Below are 14,861 nucleotides of genomic sequence, written 5' to 3' on the forward strand. Positions count from 1 at the left end.
AATGCGAGTTCTTCTATTGGGCGGAACAGGCGCGATCGGAAGAAACCTTGCAAAGATCTTGTCGTCGATGGGTTGCGAAACGGTTGTAACATCACGACAAAAACGCATTTCAAACAACGATGACATTGCCTATGTTCAAGGTAATGCCAAGGACATTGGATTCTTAAACGATATTCTTGGTCAAAATTGGGATGCTATCGTTGATTTTATGGTGTGGTCGACAGACGAGTTCTCTGGCATAGCTGACCGTTTTCTAGGTTCAACAGACCAGTACGTCTTTATTTCAACTTATCGAGTATATGATCATTCTCCCCTTATCACAGAAGATTGCCCGCGATTACTTGATTCAACAAATGATCGGGAGTTTCTTGCGACAGATGATTATGCGCTAGCAAAAGCTCGTTGTGAGAACATTCTTTTTTCGAGCCCGAAGAGGGGATGGACGATAATTAGACCGTCGATTGTTTATGATGGATCTGGGCGGTTTGATCTTGGAGTTTTGGCTTCAGGTGTTTGGCTGTGGCGAGCTCAACATCATATCACGATACCTTTTCCTGAAGAGATGCTCCACAAAGAAACAACGATGACGTGGGGTGGAGATGTCGCGCGGATGATAGCAAGGATTCTCGGTAAGAGTGAGTCGCTTGGTGAGGTTTATACCGCTGCGACTTCTTCCTGCATTAGTTGGAAAGAGGTGGCGGCGGCGTATCAGGAAGTGATTCCTTTTCTGTTGAAGCTATATCCACTAGATATCTTTGAAAGAGCCAAAGGAGATTTGTATCAGATTAGATACGACAGGATGTTTGATCGTGTCGTTGATAATTCTAAAATCATGAGAGCCACGGGTCTAGTGCAGGACGATTTAGTTAATCCCAAAGAAGGTCTTCGCCATGCCGTGCGCGAATACCTTGAGTCGGGCGTAGAGCTACGCCCACGCGTTGGCGAAAATGCAAGAATGGATCGTCTTGTCGGTGGGATGCCGTCACTCTCCCCCCTAATTGACTCAAAAGCTGGGGCAAGTCAGGTAGTGCGCTATCTAGCAAGAAGGTCATCTCTGTTAGATAGTCTCTGAAGGTAGCTTTTCTGAGTAGTAAGGCCAAACGGTGCCGTCGTTCAGATGAAAATGGTACCGCTGCTAAGAGGTAATTGCTCTCGTTCGGTGGCGTGCCGCCTGTTTCAGTGCGCCCCGGCAAGAAGGGCGTCCCTGTCGCGTCTGCACAGCGCCTCGCCGGCAACCCCGGCACCGACCCGCTCGCCGCGGTCAGCAACCTGCCCACATTCGTCTTCGGTATGTTCCGTGCCATCGACCCCATCATCCTCGGGTTCGGGGTGGTCCAAGTGGGCCTCTCTCTCAAAAGCCACGATCCCTCCTGCGTTGCTTGACCAATTTGGCGATTTTCAGGACATGGATCTATTTCTTAACCTTACAACGTTAATGAAAAGGTTGCTGTCTTTGTTGACTAAAGGATCAAAGACGCCGAGCGATTCAAGCTCATCATCAAGTTCGAGATAGTCCGAAGCAAAAATGCCATCGCTATGCTTGATAATTTCGCAATTCTCAAAGTATCTACTCGTTGGTTTCGCCCGGCTTTGCGCTCTGCAAATACTGCTGAAATAATTCTATGGTGAAGAAGTGCGCCATAGGGGTAAGCCTCTGAGGAGCGATGTTTCGCTCGATGATGTCGAAGAGCTGTTCTTCGGTTTTGACGTCAAGGTATTTTATAAAGAACAGAGCATCGTCGCGGTCCTTACCCACAAGTCGAGCTGACGTCAGCTTCATTGCTAGCATCGCTTCCGCATCGGGCATTCGAACGGTAAGGTTCCCGTATTCTCGAATCGTAACCAACTCCATTCGCGACGTGTCGATGAAGCCTTTTGCGGCATCATTGAGCCAATCCATTTCAAGCCCTTCGCAGGCTGCTATGGTCCGGGCTATTTCGCTTATTGGCCCAGTCGGGGCGAAGAGGCCATCGACGCCTTTCGTCGACGGCCTCGCCTCGTAAACCATCGTCATAACGGCCCCTCCGCAAATGACAATCTCTTCTGCGATGTCGCGCTTCTCCATTTCATCGTTTATTTCCCGAAAGAAACGCTCAATGTCGTTTTTCGTAATCATAAGAAGTCTTTCTAGGCTCGTGATAACGCATTGTCACCAAGGAATATGTTGTGGCAGCGGAATTCCATCGGCGTCGTTTCTTTAAGGAATGCCTGGAAATCGGGGTTTTCGGTATTCATGCCATAAATTGGAGTTGGTGACACGTATTGCTCGTCGAGCGCCCATTTGGGAACAGGGCGGGAATTATCGTGAGCAAGTTTATGGGCAGTTGCCGCTAAGAGGCAAAGCCAGTAGGTAGCGTCCGATCCCTTCCAATCAGGTTCTTTGCTTATTAAGCCGGCTTTATCATCTGAATGGGAGAAGTCATCCAAGAACTGGCCGTAGAGAAGATCCGGGTCTTCTTCGATGGCTCGTTCAGCTAATTTATTCAGTGAAAGACGCTCTCTTCCATTCATCGAAAGAAATGTCTCCGTGGATTTCCGCACGACGTCTGAAAACGTCATGCCATGGCGATGAGCGTATTGCTCAATCGCATGTTCTTCGATTTCAGAAAAACGTATCGCGCGCGGTTTTGTTTTCATATCCATATCCCTTCAAGCATGTAATACACAGCGTATTACATCTGGTGCAAATCTGCTTGCTTTGTCTGTCGATCGCCCAGCATGAATCTTGTTTTAGGTGATATGGAGCGCACGAAACCAGTGATACGCAACGAATGAAACGGCTAGGCAGCATGGCGATACGGAAAGCGCGAAACAGGTGTTACGCGAAACGCGAAATAATCACTTGACGGCGGAGCAGCTTTCGATCTACGCCGGCGTGCCTCCGTATCGGTTCGACGGAGGATTGATCGCGCTATGGCATTTCACAACTGAAACGCCTTGCGAGATGCTCTCGAACGGGGCCATTGTCTATGCCTCGGGCGCTGAGGTTTCTCTGCGGGAGAACACGGTGCGCGATCCCGAGCCGCCGGCTCCTGCGTTTGCCATGCCCGATGCCGAAACAGGCATGAGCAAGGCGGCAGAGTGGGAGAGCAGGACGGCGGCCGCAGTCCTGCTTGAATCGCTGAAGGCGCTGAGCGGGCAAGACGCGACATCCGGGTTCCGCGGGCAGAGCAACGACGATCTTAACGGTTCGGTCGCGCTGCTGATGGACGCAACGTTGGCGAAGTCGAGCGACGTGCGCCAGATCGAGCAATCGGGCGATCCTGCGAAGGAATCACTCGTATCGCTTTTCTCCTCCCTGTCGACAGTATGAGCTCTCGCACCCGTTTTCGAGGCGTTCTTCCTGCTTGGGCAGCGCTGGTGTTTCGCGTACCGTCTGCAACGGTTCGTACGTTACCTGCGCATTTCAGCGTTCTCGAAAAGCGGTCTGGCGTTTCTTTTTGTTTCTGCGGCTTGCGCTGCACTTGCGATATACCTTGCAGCGAAGCCGTCACCCGAGCCTGAGGATGACGAGGAAGACAAAGGCGAAACGGTCATCGCGTTCAAGTCGATCGGATTCTACACCGACACTTCGAAAAACGATGGGGCCGTGTGCGTACGCCCTGATTTCGACGCCTCCCCCATCTTGCCCGAATGGACGGTGGGATGCGATAGGTCGTTGTCGGCCTACTGGCGCGTTCCCGCCGAGCGGCATCCGCTTCTGCGGGTGACGATCGAGGTCAAGAAGCTGAAAGCCCCACCTCCATCACTCTCAAGGCCTCGGCGATAGGTGAGGATAAGCTGCTTGGATCGCTTGCCGCCAAGAGCGTTTCGCTTTCCTGTTTAGGATCGGTCGTTGTAGACTTTCCGCTCGCAGAGCATCGCATGGCGTCGAGCGCATTGGGGTCGCATGCTGTCCGTTTCCAATGGGTGCTCGGAGATCGGATCTGGGGTTCCACCAATCATGAGGTGCACCTGCTTGCCGCACGGCCCGCACCTCCCTGGTCGAGCGTGTCGGAAGCTGGCGATGTGCCGACGGCAGGAGCTCTTCGACTTGCCGCGGGCGTGGTGAGCGTCGCAAGCTCCGAGAGCGAAGCGAACCGTCGGTTCTGCTCGCAGATCGTCACGTGGATCCAGACATCTAAAAAGCTGGTTTGACGAGCCTGGATAGATGGGTCTGTTTTCTCGCGATGGAGCGGAAGCCACTGATCCCTCACGTTCGATGCGAAGGCATTCCTCAAAGCTCTCGATTCGTCTCCCGTGCGTGCGGGTGCTCTTGATTGCTCGTGCTTGGCGTTGGTTCTGGCTCGTGCGGAAGGCCTGACGGGCGCGCGTATTGCGGAGTTGTCGGGCGTGGCAGGCATGGGCTCGGTAGAGGTGCGATACGCCTGTCGTCTAGGTGCCGAGAGCGCGGAACCGGGTTTTTCGCAAATCGCTATCCTGTTATCTGTACAGATGACGGGGGCCGCACCCTTGTATACGACCCGTACTTATGCCCTGTCGATCCGAGCGGAAAACATACGAGTGTGGCAGGGCTTCCGTTTTCCACGGGCTCCGAGTCGACGGACGTTGTGGTGAAGGCGGATGCCTCCACGTACCGGGAGCTGGTTTGCGAACCGGGTTCAACTTGCTGCATCGGGCTGAAGGTGGAGAACCTTGCCATCGGCAGTCTGCCTCTGCAAGGAATCGCTCCAGGAAATCCTATTGCGAAAAGGAACGACTACCGACCGCCGTTCGATGATTTCATTGTCAAGGCGCTGCAGGTGAATCCCTGCCCGGTGCGCTGCCATTCGGTGAGCCTCATTAATGGCATCAAAGTGGATCTACCCTAGAAAAGAACCAAACTTGGAAGGGGCGTGATACCCGTGAGCACTAACACGCTGCTGCGCAAGAAGGTGGTGTCGTGTCTGCCATAAACCGGTTGCAAAACCTCTAAAACTGAACCCCGCGAAAAATCCCTGTAGTCAGGGAGTAAAGAGATCTTGTCTAAATTGGGCTTGATCAGGTGTTTTCGTTGCCAGTGATTGGTTCATTTAGGAAAGGTTGCGCTGATGGTGAGATGATTTTTAGTGTCTGTCACCTACTTTATTGTTTAGAGCCTACAATCCGCGTTGTAATTTAGAATCGCCGAACCGAATCGAACCGATTATTTGGAGGCACCCCCAAGGCGCAGTTCGGCGAAACGATCAATTGCCATTTCGGTTTTATATGCTTCAAACAACTCACGACAACCAAATTTAGGTATGTAGCCCAGCTCGTCCTTTGCGTTTTGCACATTCATCAAGAACCCGCCGCCACTAGGAAGTTCAGGACGGTAGATAACTTCAGAACGACCAGATGCTGGAGCGAACACATCCGGCAACGCAATACAACTGATGCCGCGTAGCTCAATAAGATATGCTAGACAGCTTCTAGCGCTATCTAATGCGATCGCACCCTCATGGTATGGTCGTCCACCAAAATCCTCGAGCTCTAGGTAGCCTCCAATCTCATACTTAAACACTTTATGCCGCCCTCAAACCCGAGCGGCACAGCCAGGTATCTAGAGGACCGCACTCAAGAAGCCCCCCTCAATCCTGCAAATCGATTGGCAGACATTTCATACTTGAAATCCTCCAAGAAGGTAATGAAGTCATATTCAGGTTTGTAACCGAGTAATTCACGACAATTAGAAATATCCATAATGTAAGAAGGTCCACTTGGCTTATCAGGCCGATACACAATCGACGAATCTCGGCCTTCTGGATTAAATACCGCAGCAATACCGCGAATCCACTCCTCGGTCGTAGTACCAATCCCGGTACCCACATTAAAGCAACCGCCATCAACATCCTTTGCAAGAACAGCCTTACGCAGAAGTTGACAAAAGTCCTTCACGCTAACAACATCCTTGGCTCTGGTCGGATCGCCCCATATTTCCAATTCCTCTCCATCCATCGCTTTGTCCATAAGCAGCCGGTAGCCAAGTGTACGGCGTATGCCGTTAACATTGTAGGTCTTATCTGGCGTGTAGGCATAAACAGTAGGCAGCCGAAACACGAAGTCCTTGATTCCATACTCGGCAGCGTAATGCCTAATTAAATCCACAGCAAAACACTTTGATAAAGCGTAAACAGTATGATCACCTGCCATAATAATATTACGATTATCATAGGGGCGTATAATCGGAGAATCAGGCGTGACGGAACCGAGTACATCAGAAATCGTTTGTGCATATAGAATTCTATCCGCACCGACCTTACGGCAGTACTCAAGTACATTAAGTGCGCCTCGACTATTAACATCAATATAAAGAGATGGTTTATAACCGTTCATATACGCAGGTAAAACACCTGCCAAAAGAATGACAGCAAAAACATCTTCTTGCGGAAGTGTCGAAAGAGTGGCTGCGTCAGCCATATCTACACATGCATAACCAATTCCATATTGCTGGAAAAAGTCAGTATCTCGACGCCCAGCCGCAAATACCTCATACTCATGCCCAGGAAGGTTCCTGACTAAATCCTCAGTGAGGTAAGCACCCGTGTTTCCCGTGGCTCCAATGATGACAACTTTCTTCATATCTAGCTCACCTTAACTCTCATAAAATCACCTGGGGCATTACGGAAATTGTCGAGCTCTAATCGAGTGTCGAAGCGCAGCATTACTGAACCAAATGCGTGATTAGCAGCTGTAAAAGCCTCCACTTTCGCGCCTGGCTCCACCCATAATTGCTCTTCAACCACGCACGCATCGGCAAAGCCGGAAGCATACTCCAAACCAACAAAAATGCCGCCATGATCACTATGTAACATTTGCTGAAACCAAAAGCCATCATATGCAGGCATTGATAACGTATCAATAGGTTCACCCAAGGCCGACTGCACAGAGCAACGAATTAGATCAACTTTGCCACCAGTAGCATGACGCAACATCTCGCACAAGCGATTTCCGCCTCCACGCGGCGAGCTTTCCATAATATATGCTTTGTCGTTAGTAGCAACACGGGTCTCAATGTTAAAGACGCCGTCACGCAAGCCCAACAGATTGGCCAAACGTTGTAACTCTCCTACCAGTTCATCTTGAGCCCATGTAGGCATCGTGGCTGGCATAGTATATGCAGCAGGCGTATAGGGATTTGGTACCTTAGGGTCAAACAGTTGCGAGGTAAAACTCACGCATTTAAACTCACCATCAACGATAAAGCCATCAGCGTCAGAAGAGTCGCCCTGCTTTTCTAGAAACTGTTCCACAATACAACGGCCATCACGTGAGAACTTAAGCGCGTATTCCACCGCAGTTCGCAACTCGCAAGGATTAGTTGCACAAGAGCAACCTTTTGATCCCGCGGAATCCACAGGCTTAGCCATCACGGGATAGGCAATAGAATCAGCTTCCGCCATTGCCTCGTCGACAGTACGAAAAAAATGTAACTCTGGGCAGTTGAAGCCATTATCACGTAAAAAAGTGCGGTAGCGCTCTTTATCTTGCAGAATCGACACCGCCCTGTAGCTCCCCTGGAATGGCAACTCCAACTTCTCTGCAGCATAAGACGCTGCAACCACACCCGGATCGGCAGCAAACGACATAATACCATCTGCACCACATTGACGTGCGGCCGCAAGTACCGCCTCACCATCAACAATACTTGCGTTTATGTAAGCATCCGAATAATTATGTGCGTAATTGTGCGGTAAAAAATCACAAGTCACTACTCGGGCGCCTAATTCATGGGCTGCGTCAATAACGGGTAACGCGTAACGCGCACCACCCAGCAAGAGAAGAGTTTTTGACATTTCTAACCCACCTTTCCGCAAGAAAGAACGGTGCCACAGATCCGATCCACATCCGCAAGTGCTAAATCTGCATACATCGGCAGTGTTAAAACACGCTCTGCTATGTTCGCCGCTACAGGGGTTCTTTCGCTGGCATAAACACTGCGGTAGCACTCATAATCGCTGATGAGAGGGTAGAAATATTTCCTGGCGCCAATCCCCCGCTCAGCCAAGGCTTTGAATACATCGTCGCGCGTTGCACCAAATTCATCAGTGAAGACAACTGGTAGGTACGCATAATTATGCTTAACGTTGTTCGGCGGTAGACACAGTCGAATTCCCGAAGCATCCGAGAAGTTCTCCCAGTAGCGCTCAGCTACGGCTCTGCGTTTTGCGATCCCCTCATCAAGATGTCGGAGGTTGCATATACCCATTGCGGCGCAAAACTCATTCATTTTTGCATTACCGCCAACATATTCAACGGCCTCAGGGCCGGTAATGCCGAAGTTTTTCCACTGATTAAGCGTGTTGTACAGTTTAGAATCCCTAAGGCAAACCGCACCGCCTTCAATAGTGTTAAAAACCTTGGTTGCGTGGAAACTAAACATACTTGCATCGCCAAAAGATGCCGCTGACGCCCCATCACGCTCAATACCGAATGCGTGGGCCGCGTCGTAAATCACTTTGAGTCCATGTTCGTCTGCAATCTGCTGGATTGCATCTACATCGCAAAGGTTTCCATACACATGCACCGGGACAATAGCACAGGTACGCGGGGTAATGAGCTTTCGTATTGAGCTTGGATCTAAGGTGTAATCAACGGGCTTGATATCCGCAAAAACAGGAGTGAGCCCCTTGCGCTTGATAGCATGCGTTGTCGAAGCAAAAGTGAAAGGGGTGGTTATAACCTCACCCTGCAGTTGCATTGCCTCCAAAACACATTCCAAAGCAGAATGCCCATTGGTAAAAAGAGCAATATTATTCACCTGAAGTCGGCTTCTCAATTCCGATTCGAGTTGCTTATGCTTTACCCCCATATTGGTAAGCCAGTGACTCTCCCATAGCGGCGTTATTTCATCCACATACTCCTGTAGCGGAGGCATGGACGAGCGTGTGACCAGTATGCGATCTTGCTCCATGCGTTTCCTCTCTTCAGTTTTCAAGTTGCGATTTTGCAAAATTTGAATTCTACCTATCACTTAAAACATAACGCCCAAGCATGACTACCCTCTAGACCTCATGAAACCCTTGACAGTTGCGAGTAAATATTCAAATGCTTCAACATGAAAAAGCTTCGATAAAGCTAGATAGACAACAGTCATCACAAGAGCCTGAATTGCTATGGTCACCAACGGCGGCATACTTAATAATGAAAAAGGCCAAGCACATGCAGCTGCAACGATCGTCAAAATGAATGCCGGGAAAATATCTTTGAGCTGTTCTGAATACGAATAACCGATAACTTTTTTATTAGGGTAGGCATTAACAAAAGTACCTATAACCCCCGTTAGTAAATACGATGCAACCATTGCATAGATATCTTGCAGAACAAGTGCTGTGAGCAGAATAAAGACTATTCCGTAGCTTTTCTTTATGAGTTCAAGCTTGAGGAACAAATCACTTCGTCCCATGCCATTTAGCGCCTGTAAGTTAGAGGTATGAATCGGAAGCATTGCGTATACGAAACAATACACCTGCATAAACCATACACAGGGAAGCCATTGCTCACCAAGAAGGACCAACACTAGAGATTGCGCAGTTGACGCAAACATAACCATTGCTGGCATAATTAAGTATGTGCTTGTTTTAAGCGCACGCCTTACCAATCGCTTTACCTGCTCAACGTCGCTTTGCACATGACTTACAGCCGACAACATAACCGACTGAATAGCACCATCAAGAATACCGCCGACCGCAGCTGGATATTTCTTACCCTGAGAAACAAGCCCCAGACTAGCTGTTGAGAACTGTTTACCAATAATGAGATCCGACAAGCTCTGATAACCAACATCCAACAATCCCGAAACAAGGAGTTTCCACCCAAAACCGAATAGTTCACGAGTTCTTTTTAAATCAAAAACTAAAGAAGGCTTCCAGGAAACTTGAAAAGCAAGAACTAAGCAACTAATGAGTTGATAGAAAATCTGCTGCGCAACCAGCGCCCACAACCCTGCGCCCAGAACGGCCAGGACAATACCAATTGTCCCGGAAACCACTACAGATGAAATACTGGAATAGAAAACTTTTTTGAACTCTAAACGTCGCTGAACAATAGCGACCTGCACCGAATTGTAAGCATTGATAATTAAGACCAAGCCCAAAACCCTAAGAGGCCAAACAAGGTCGGCGGATCCATAAAATTGCGAGATTGCCGGCGCCGCAAAGAACACAGCAATATACAAAACCAACGAGATTGATGAAGAAAGCCAAAACACTGTAGAGCAATCTTTATTACTAGCAGTTTCGCTCTGAACAAGCGCCGTATTAAGGCCTGATACGACAATAGTATTACCAACATTGATAAAGACTAGCATGATGGCAAGCAGACCAAATTGTTCAGGCGCAAGCAGTCGCGCAAGCACTATTTGAACTATAAGCTGGACAGCCATACCGCCACCTCGTTCAAATAGCTTCCAGAATAGGGCTATTACTGTTCTCTGTTTTAGGCTGTTTATATTTTCGCTATTTATTTTGAGGATTTGATCTTCTTGAGGCATTTCACCACAGTTCAAGCCTTGAACCGCCCTTCCCAAATCAACTTAACGATTGCAGGGGAACAATAAAAAAGCAGCAGAAGGAAAAGCCATTTTACTCCGCGTGCCTTGGCTGCCTGAACAGCATCTTTTCTAGAAAGGATCCCCCGTTCGCCTGTTGCAAACATAAGACTAAGTCGCTTATCGTCATCAAATGATTTGGTCGAGGTTCGATAACGCCCGTTTGTATATTCGTCGAAATACTCGTAAAGCGATACGTACGATTGAATGGCTCTCAGTCGGGCAGCTCTGCTCTTTCCCCACGACTCCATCATGGAGCCTTCACTTGCAATGCGATAAACCGTAGTACTCCTGTCGATATAATAGGAATTCCCTCTGATTGCCATGAATAATTGATGCGCTCTATCTCCCCCGAAAGCCTCTTTCGGCAATTTTGGCTCTTGAAGCCAAATGTCGATTCTGGCAAAAAACGACGCTGTGGGAATAAAATTAAGTCGGATAACAGCATCGGCAGACAGCTTTCCTCCACACGACAAGATGGAAGAATCCTCTCGAGAGCTTGGTAGCATTGCACCAAGCTCTCTCCCATCTGTTGCGCTGATTTTCATGGCGTTCGTAAAACAGAAAACGCCGTTCTCATCCGATTCTAGAGTATCGAACTGCGCTTGTAGCTTCTCTTCGTCAATCCAGTAATCATCGCCCTCGCACAATGCGAGATACTTTGCGTTGGTTTGGATTAGATATTCTTTATACCAATAATAATTGCCCTTTCGGTATTGGTTTTCCACTTCATATATCCCTTTGATGATATCCGGGTATTTCCTTTCGTACTCCCTGATAATACGTGAGGTTCCGTCTAATGAGGCATCGTCGTGAACAAGAACAATATATGAAAATTCGGTCTTCTGACTCACGAATCCATCCAGAGCGTCAGAGATATAACGCTCCTGGTTATATGCAGAACATATAACCACAACCTCAACATCTAGGTTTCTGACTTCTTCCGGCAATAACCCGATTTTTGTTGAATCATGCATGGTAAGACAGCCCATTCTTTAAACTATGGTTTTCACTATTTGGGATTAATGCTCCGCTTGCTTAAAATGTTCGAAATACAGTACAGGATAGTCATGGTAGCGAGATCACCAAATACAAAAGTAAATGTGGTCATCATTGACCCTCGGAGTAAATAAAAAGTTAGGCACAGCAAAAACGGATAATACAGGGCAAGTATAGTCACCTTGTCTTGATTGATACTCAAGCGCTGCCTCCAATACTTTGCGTCAACCTTTCGAACTACCAATCCATAGACAATGGCAAAAGAGACCAATCCCATTATGCCGAAATTGATAAAACCCTCGAATGGAAGAGCAAACGACATATCAGTGAATGGATAATTCATCGATGAAAAAACCAATTCACCCGATGGAATAGGTTTTCCAGGCCATAGTGTTCGTGGGATAAAAAATAGTAGTGCGCCTATCAACTGACGTCCAAGCGCCACGCCGTACATCTGCACATAGTCAAAGCACCAGAACATAATAGAAAAGGCATCATAGTTTCCGGTTGAATACCCTGACGTCAGGGAATTAATGATTATTTCCCAAGATTCATTCAAGCTTGCAGATTCCTGGATATATTTAAAAGCGTCAAATAGTGGATACGCCAGGAGAAAACCGACAATGAGAAAGAAGGAGAACAGACCTCTTTTCCGAGAGAAAGCGGGGAAGAGAAAGATTGCAAGACCTAGATAAATGGACGCAATGTTAAACCTAGCGAGTGCCGCAGGAAAACAGGTCAATATCAAACAGACTCCAGCAACAACGGCAGCACCGTAATGGCGACGTTTCAAGCGAGCATTCAGCGTCAATAGGGCAAAACTACCGAACACGAACGCGCGCGGACAAACGGTGGCAATCAATGCCAAGCTACTTGAATCAAGATCGACACCGGCAGAGGTCCTTATAAAAAGACTACCGATACCAATTGTGGCAATAAGAAGCGTAGTACATACAATGCTTCCTAAGGAAAGAAACACCACCGCTGCCGGGCTTAACCGAAACACCATCTTCTGGGACATATGCTTTTCATTAAGATCGGCCTTATCCTGCGAAACGCGCTTATCGCGTCCGCTTGCAAACGAAAACACAACGCCCCATAGCAATGTGAGCAGACATGTGCTCAAGATTTGAGGTTCTGAAGGGCTGTATCCCCATGGCCAAAAGCTAGCAAAGTACTGATTCAATGGAGCAATCGAAAAGAAAGTCACGTAGAAGATCCAGTGAACCTGCCTCAACGAATAAGGGCAATCTGCCATTGAGATCCAGAGCATGACCATGCCGAATAATCCATTTATCGCAAAGGCTAAAGAGACACTTGTGAAGAGCGCGTTCTCTTTTGTAAATGGGATGATCAGAAGAATTGCCAGCACGATGATGCACATCCATGCAAAGCCGTTCTGGACGGAGTTCTTTCGGCGCTGAGGAGAACCCGCCGCACTGGCGGTTAATGCCTTGATCTTGCCATCAAGTCCAACATTGCTGCGGTTGCTTAGCGCGTCCATTTCGATTATCTCCCCGTTACTTTCGCGTAAAATGCCCAAGATAATCTATAAAAAGGAAGCCCTAGCAATAATGCGCAAAGAGCAGCCTTGTCGCGTTTTGGGGTCCGTTTGTTTTCTAGGACGTTTGCGCAATGGCATAGGGTGTCTTTTCGAACTGCTTTCGCATTTCGTCGTTGCTCGGGAATCTTCAGATTGCATGCACGCAAAACGCTTAAAGAATGAAAAACGTAGTAGCGCTCCGCTGCTGACTCTACTTCTTGATCAGGACCCGAAAGATCAATGTAAGCTTGTCGCGCAAGCGCCCACCTGTCAAAAACCCCGATACCGCCGGAGTGAGTGATAGAGCTCTCGCGCATGACGTAGTTATATAGAGGCGCTCCACCGACGGCTACAGAGTCCGCTAACTGAATAAGTTTATAGGTGGTTCCCACATCTTCATATTTTTTCCCTAATGGAAAACGGATGTCGGCAAATAGCGAACTACGAAGCAGTTTGCCGTTCGCGGAAACGTTAATCATGTCATCAAAAAGCAAGGACAGGAGAGCTTCTCTGCTGGAGAGCACGATAGGCTGTTCCGCAATTCTTTTCCACGGCTTCTTGCCATTTTCGCGACAGAGCATAAAGACGCATGTCGCGATGTCAGAATCTTTCAGTTTGATGGAATCATGCAAGTACTCTAGGTAATTCCTCTCCACCCAATCATCGGAGTCAATGAATGAGACGTATGCTCCTCGAATACGCTCTAAGCCGAAGTTACGGGCATCGGAGAGACCGCCATTTTGCTTATAGAAATACTTGATTCGAGGGTCTCGTTCGCATGCTTTTTTGCATATTGCTGCTGATCCGTCAGTCGAGCCATCATCAATGAGAAGGAGTTCGAAGGACTTGTATGATTGGTTGAGGATCGATTCGATGCACTTTCCTACATACTTTTCCACATTGTAGACCGGAACAACGACACTAATTGTTGGGTTAGATTGCAATATCATAGATTATCCCGTTGATAGCTAAAATATCAAGTTGACCACTAGGGTTTCTTGCATCTTCATAGATTGAAATCGCATGTGGAGATCTTCTTATTGTTCACAATCCTCTTTGAGTGATCAGCAGAAACGCTAGCGAACAAGGCAAACATCCTGATCTTCAAGGAATTGGCAGCGTCAATCCCGAACTGTCCCTCAAATGCCATGCCGTCCCCTTACTGCCCCTGCTTCGCGTACTTCGCCTCGGTGGCCTCCTTGGCGGGGCGCCACCATGCCTCGTTGTCGCGGTACCACCGGACGGTGTCGGCCAAGCCCTCGGCGAAGTCCGTGTGCCTGGGCTCCCAGCCCAGCTCGCGGCGCAGCTTCGAGGAGTCGATGGCGTAGCGGCGGTCGTGGCCGGGGCGGTCGCGCACCCAGTCGAACTCGTCGGCGGGACGGCCCATGCCCTCCAGGATGGCGCGCAGCACGTCGATGTTGTTCCTCTCGCCGTCGGCCCCGATCAGGTAGGTCTCGCCCATGCGGCCCTTCTCGAGGATCGTCCACACCGCGCTCGAGTGGTCCTCGGTGTGTATCCAGTCGCGCACGTTCAGGCCGTCGCCGTAGAGCTTCGGCTTGACGCCGCAGATGACGTTCGTGATCTGGCGCGGGATGAACTTCTCCACGTGCTGGTAGGGCCCGTAGTTGTTGGAGCAGTTGGATATGGTGGCGCGCACGCCGTAGGTGCGGTGCCACGCCCGCACCAGCATGTCCGACGACGCCTTGGTGGAGCTGTACGGGGAGCTGGGGCGGTACGGGGTGTCCTCCGTGAAGCGCGCCGGGTCGTCCAGGGCGAGGTCGCCGTACACCTCGTCGGTCGAGATGTGGTGGA

The 14,861-nt window shown here is 49.1% G+C and carries 16 protein-coding genes; 5 read left to right on the forward strand and 11 right to left on the reverse strand.

Annotated elements, in window-relative coordinates:
• Window position 1: 1 nt before the first annotated feature.
• Window positions 2-1,072, forward strand: coding sequence for an NAD-dependent epimerase/dehydratase family protein (locus DMP08_RS12360; protein WP_148042326.1), 1,071 nt, complete (start codon window positions 2-4; stop codon window positions 1,070-1,072).
• Between the two features lie 74 nt (window positions 1,073-1,146).
• On the forward strand, window positions 1,147-1,383 hold the full coding sequence (locus DMP08_RS12625) for a hypothetical protein (RefSeq protein WP_244596825.1): 237 nt from the start codon (window positions 1,147-1,149) through the stop codon (window positions 1,381-1,383).
• 184 nt (window positions 1,384-1,567) lie between these two features.
• Here DMP08_RS12625 and DMP08_RS05470 read toward each other — a convergent pair whose 3' ends face one another.
• Together DMP08_RS05470 and DMP08_RS05475 are read right to left on the reverse strand one after the other, a co-directional pair.
• A complete protein-coding gene (locus tag DMP08_RS05470; RefSeq protein ID WP_123191947.1) occupies window positions 1,568-2,116 on the reverse strand; it encodes a DUF6036 family nucleotidyltransferase in 549 nt (182 codons plus the stop codon).
• Between the two features lie 11 nt (window positions 2,117-2,127).
• Window positions 2,128-2,637 carry a hypothetical protein gene (locus DMP08_RS05475; protein WP_123191948.1) on the reverse strand — a complete coding sequence of 170 codons (510 nt, stop codon included), beginning with the start codon at window positions 2,635-2,637 and terminating at the stop codon, window positions 2,128-2,130.
• A gap of 178 nt (window positions 2,638-2,815) precedes the next feature.
• On the opposite strand from DMP08_RS05475, the gene DMP08_RS05480 reads away from it, so the two are divergent.
• The 3 genes from DMP08_RS05480 to DMP08_RS05485 all read left to right on the forward strand — a co-directional run bounded on the left by DMP08_RS05480 (window position 2,816) and on the right by DMP08_RS05485 (window position 4,811).
• A complete protein-coding gene (locus tag DMP08_RS05480; protein WP_148042327.1) occupies window positions 2,816-3,313 on the forward strand; it encodes a hypothetical protein in 498 nt (165 codons plus the stop codon).
• Window positions 3,314-3,864: 551 nt separating this feature from the next.
• The gene (locus DMP08_RS12365; RefSeq protein WP_148042328.1) at window positions 3,865-4,137 is read left to right on the forward strand and encodes a hypothetical protein; all 273 of its coding nucleotides are present in this window, start codon (window positions 3,865-3,867) and stop codon (window positions 4,135-4,137) included.
• A gap of 368 nt (window positions 4,138-4,505) precedes the next feature.
• Window positions 4,506-4,811: a hypothetical protein gene (locus DMP08_RS05485; RefSeq protein WP_123191950.1), complete on the forward strand. Its 306-nt coding sequence runs from the start codon at window positions 4,506-4,508 to the stop codon at window positions 4,809-4,811.
• Window positions 4,812-5,125: 314 nt separating this feature from the next.
• Here DMP08_RS05485 and DMP08_RS12370 read toward each other — a convergent pair whose 3' ends face one another.
• The 9 genes from DMP08_RS12370 to DMP08_RS05525 form a co-directional block, all read right to left on the reverse strand.
• Window positions 5,126-5,482 carry a hypothetical protein gene (locus DMP08_RS12370; protein ID WP_148042329.1) on the reverse strand — a complete coding sequence of 119 codons (357 nt, stop codon included), beginning with the start codon at window positions 5,480-5,482 and terminating at the stop codon, window positions 5,126-5,128.
• A 53-nt stretch (window positions 5,483-5,535) separates the two neighbouring features.
• The gene (locus tag DMP08_RS05490) at window positions 5,536-6,540 is read right to left on the reverse strand and encodes an NAD-dependent epimerase/dehydratase family protein (protein ID WP_123191951.1); all 1,005 of its coding nucleotides are present in this window, start codon (window positions 6,538-6,540) and stop codon (window positions 5,536-5,538) included.
• Between the two features lie 2 nt (window positions 6,541-6,542).
• The gene (locus tag DMP08_RS05495; RefSeq protein WP_123191952.1) at window positions 6,543-7,754 is read right to left on the reverse strand and encodes an ATP-grasp domain-containing protein; all 1,212 of its coding nucleotides are present in this window, start codon (window positions 7,752-7,754) and stop codon (window positions 6,543-6,545) included.
• A gap of 2 nt (window positions 7,755-7,756) precedes the next feature.
• Window positions 7,757-8,872: a DegT/DnrJ/EryC1/StrS family aminotransferase gene (locus DMP08_RS05500; RefSeq protein ID WP_123191953.1), complete on the reverse strand. Its 1,116-nt coding sequence runs from the start codon at window positions 8,870-8,872 to the stop codon at window positions 7,757-7,759.
• Between the two features lie 84 nt (window positions 8,873-8,956).
• On the reverse strand, window positions 8,957-10,465 hold the full coding sequence (locus DMP08_RS05505) for a lipopolysaccharide biosynthesis protein (protein ID WP_161555423.1): 1,509 nt from the start codon (window positions 10,463-10,465) through the stop codon (window positions 8,957-8,959).
• Window positions 10,462-11,484: a glycosyltransferase gene (locus tag DMP08_RS05510; protein WP_161555424.1), complete on the reverse strand. Its 1,023-nt coding sequence runs from the start codon at window positions 11,482-11,484 to the stop codon at window positions 10,462-10,464. Before DMP08_RS05510 ends, DMP08_RS05505 begins: the two co-directional genes overlap by 4 nt.
• A 35-nt stretch (window positions 11,485-11,519) precedes the next feature.
• The gene (locus tag DMP08_RS05515) at window positions 11,520-13,010 is read right to left on the reverse strand and encodes an O-antigen polymerase (protein ID WP_123191956.1); all 1,491 of its coding nucleotides are present in this window, start codon (window positions 13,008-13,010) and stop codon (window positions 11,520-11,522) included.
• A 5-nt stretch (window positions 13,011-13,015) separates the two neighbouring features.
• Window positions 13,016-13,999, reverse strand: coding sequence for a glycosyltransferase family 2 protein (locus DMP08_RS05520; RefSeq protein WP_123191957.1), 984 nt, complete (start codon window positions 13,997-13,999; stop codon window positions 13,016-13,018).
• A 209-nt stretch (window positions 14,000-14,208) separates the two neighbouring features.
• On the reverse strand, window positions 14,209-14,861 hold a 653-nt coding region (locus DMP08_RS05525; protein ID WP_123191958.1), incomplete at its 5' end, for a dTDP-glucose 4,6-dehydratase.

This window comes from Paraeggerthella hongkongensis, from assembly GCF_003726035.1.
In the GTDB taxonomy this organism is placed as follows: Bacteria; Actinomycetota; Coriobacteriia; order Coriobacteriales; family Eggerthellaceae; genus Paraeggerthella; species Paraeggerthella hongkongensis.

Excerpts from the sequence above, each read along its gene's own strand:
- DMP08_RS12360 (WP_148042326.1), top strand. The coding sequence starts at position 2 with ATGCGAGTTCTTCTATTGGGCGGAACAGGCGCGATCGGAAGAAACCTT.
- DMP08_RS05470 (WP_123191947.1), bottom strand. The coding sequence starts at position 2,116 with ATGATTACGAAAAACGACATTGAGCGTTTCTTTCGGGAAATAAACGAT.
- DMP08_RS05475 (WP_123191948.1), bottom strand. The coding sequence starts at position 2,637 with ATGAAAACAAAACCGCGCGCGATACGTTTTTCTGAAATCGAAGAACAT.
- DMP08_RS12365 (WP_148042328.1), top strand. The coding sequence starts at position 3,865 with ATGGCGTCGAGCGCATTGGGGTCGCATGCTGTCCGTTTCCAATGGGTG.
- DMP08_RS05490 (WP_123191951.1), bottom strand. The coding sequence starts at position 6,540 with ATGAAGAAAGTTGTCATCATTGGAGCCACGGGAAACACGGGTGCTTAC.
- DMP08_RS05495 (WP_123191952.1), bottom strand. The coding sequence starts at position 7,754 with ATGTCAAAAACTCTTCTCTTGCTGGGTGGTGCGCGTTACGCGTTACCC.
- DMP08_RS05500 (WP_123191953.1), bottom strand. The coding sequence starts at position 8,872 with ATGGAGCAAGATCGCATACTGGTCACACGCTCGTCCATGCCTCCGCTA.
- DMP08_RS05510 (WP_161555424.1), bottom strand. The coding sequence starts at position 11,484 with ATGCATGATTCAACAAAAATCGGGTTATTGCCGGAAGAAGTCAGAAAC.
- DMP08_RS05515 (WP_123191956.1), bottom strand. The coding sequence starts at position 13,010 with ATGGACGCGCTAAGCAACCGCAGCAATGTTGGACTTGATGGCAAGATC.
- DMP08_RS05520 (WP_123191957.1), bottom strand. The coding sequence starts at position 13,999 with ATGATATTGCAATCTAACCCAACAATTAGTGTCGTTGTTCCGGTCTAC.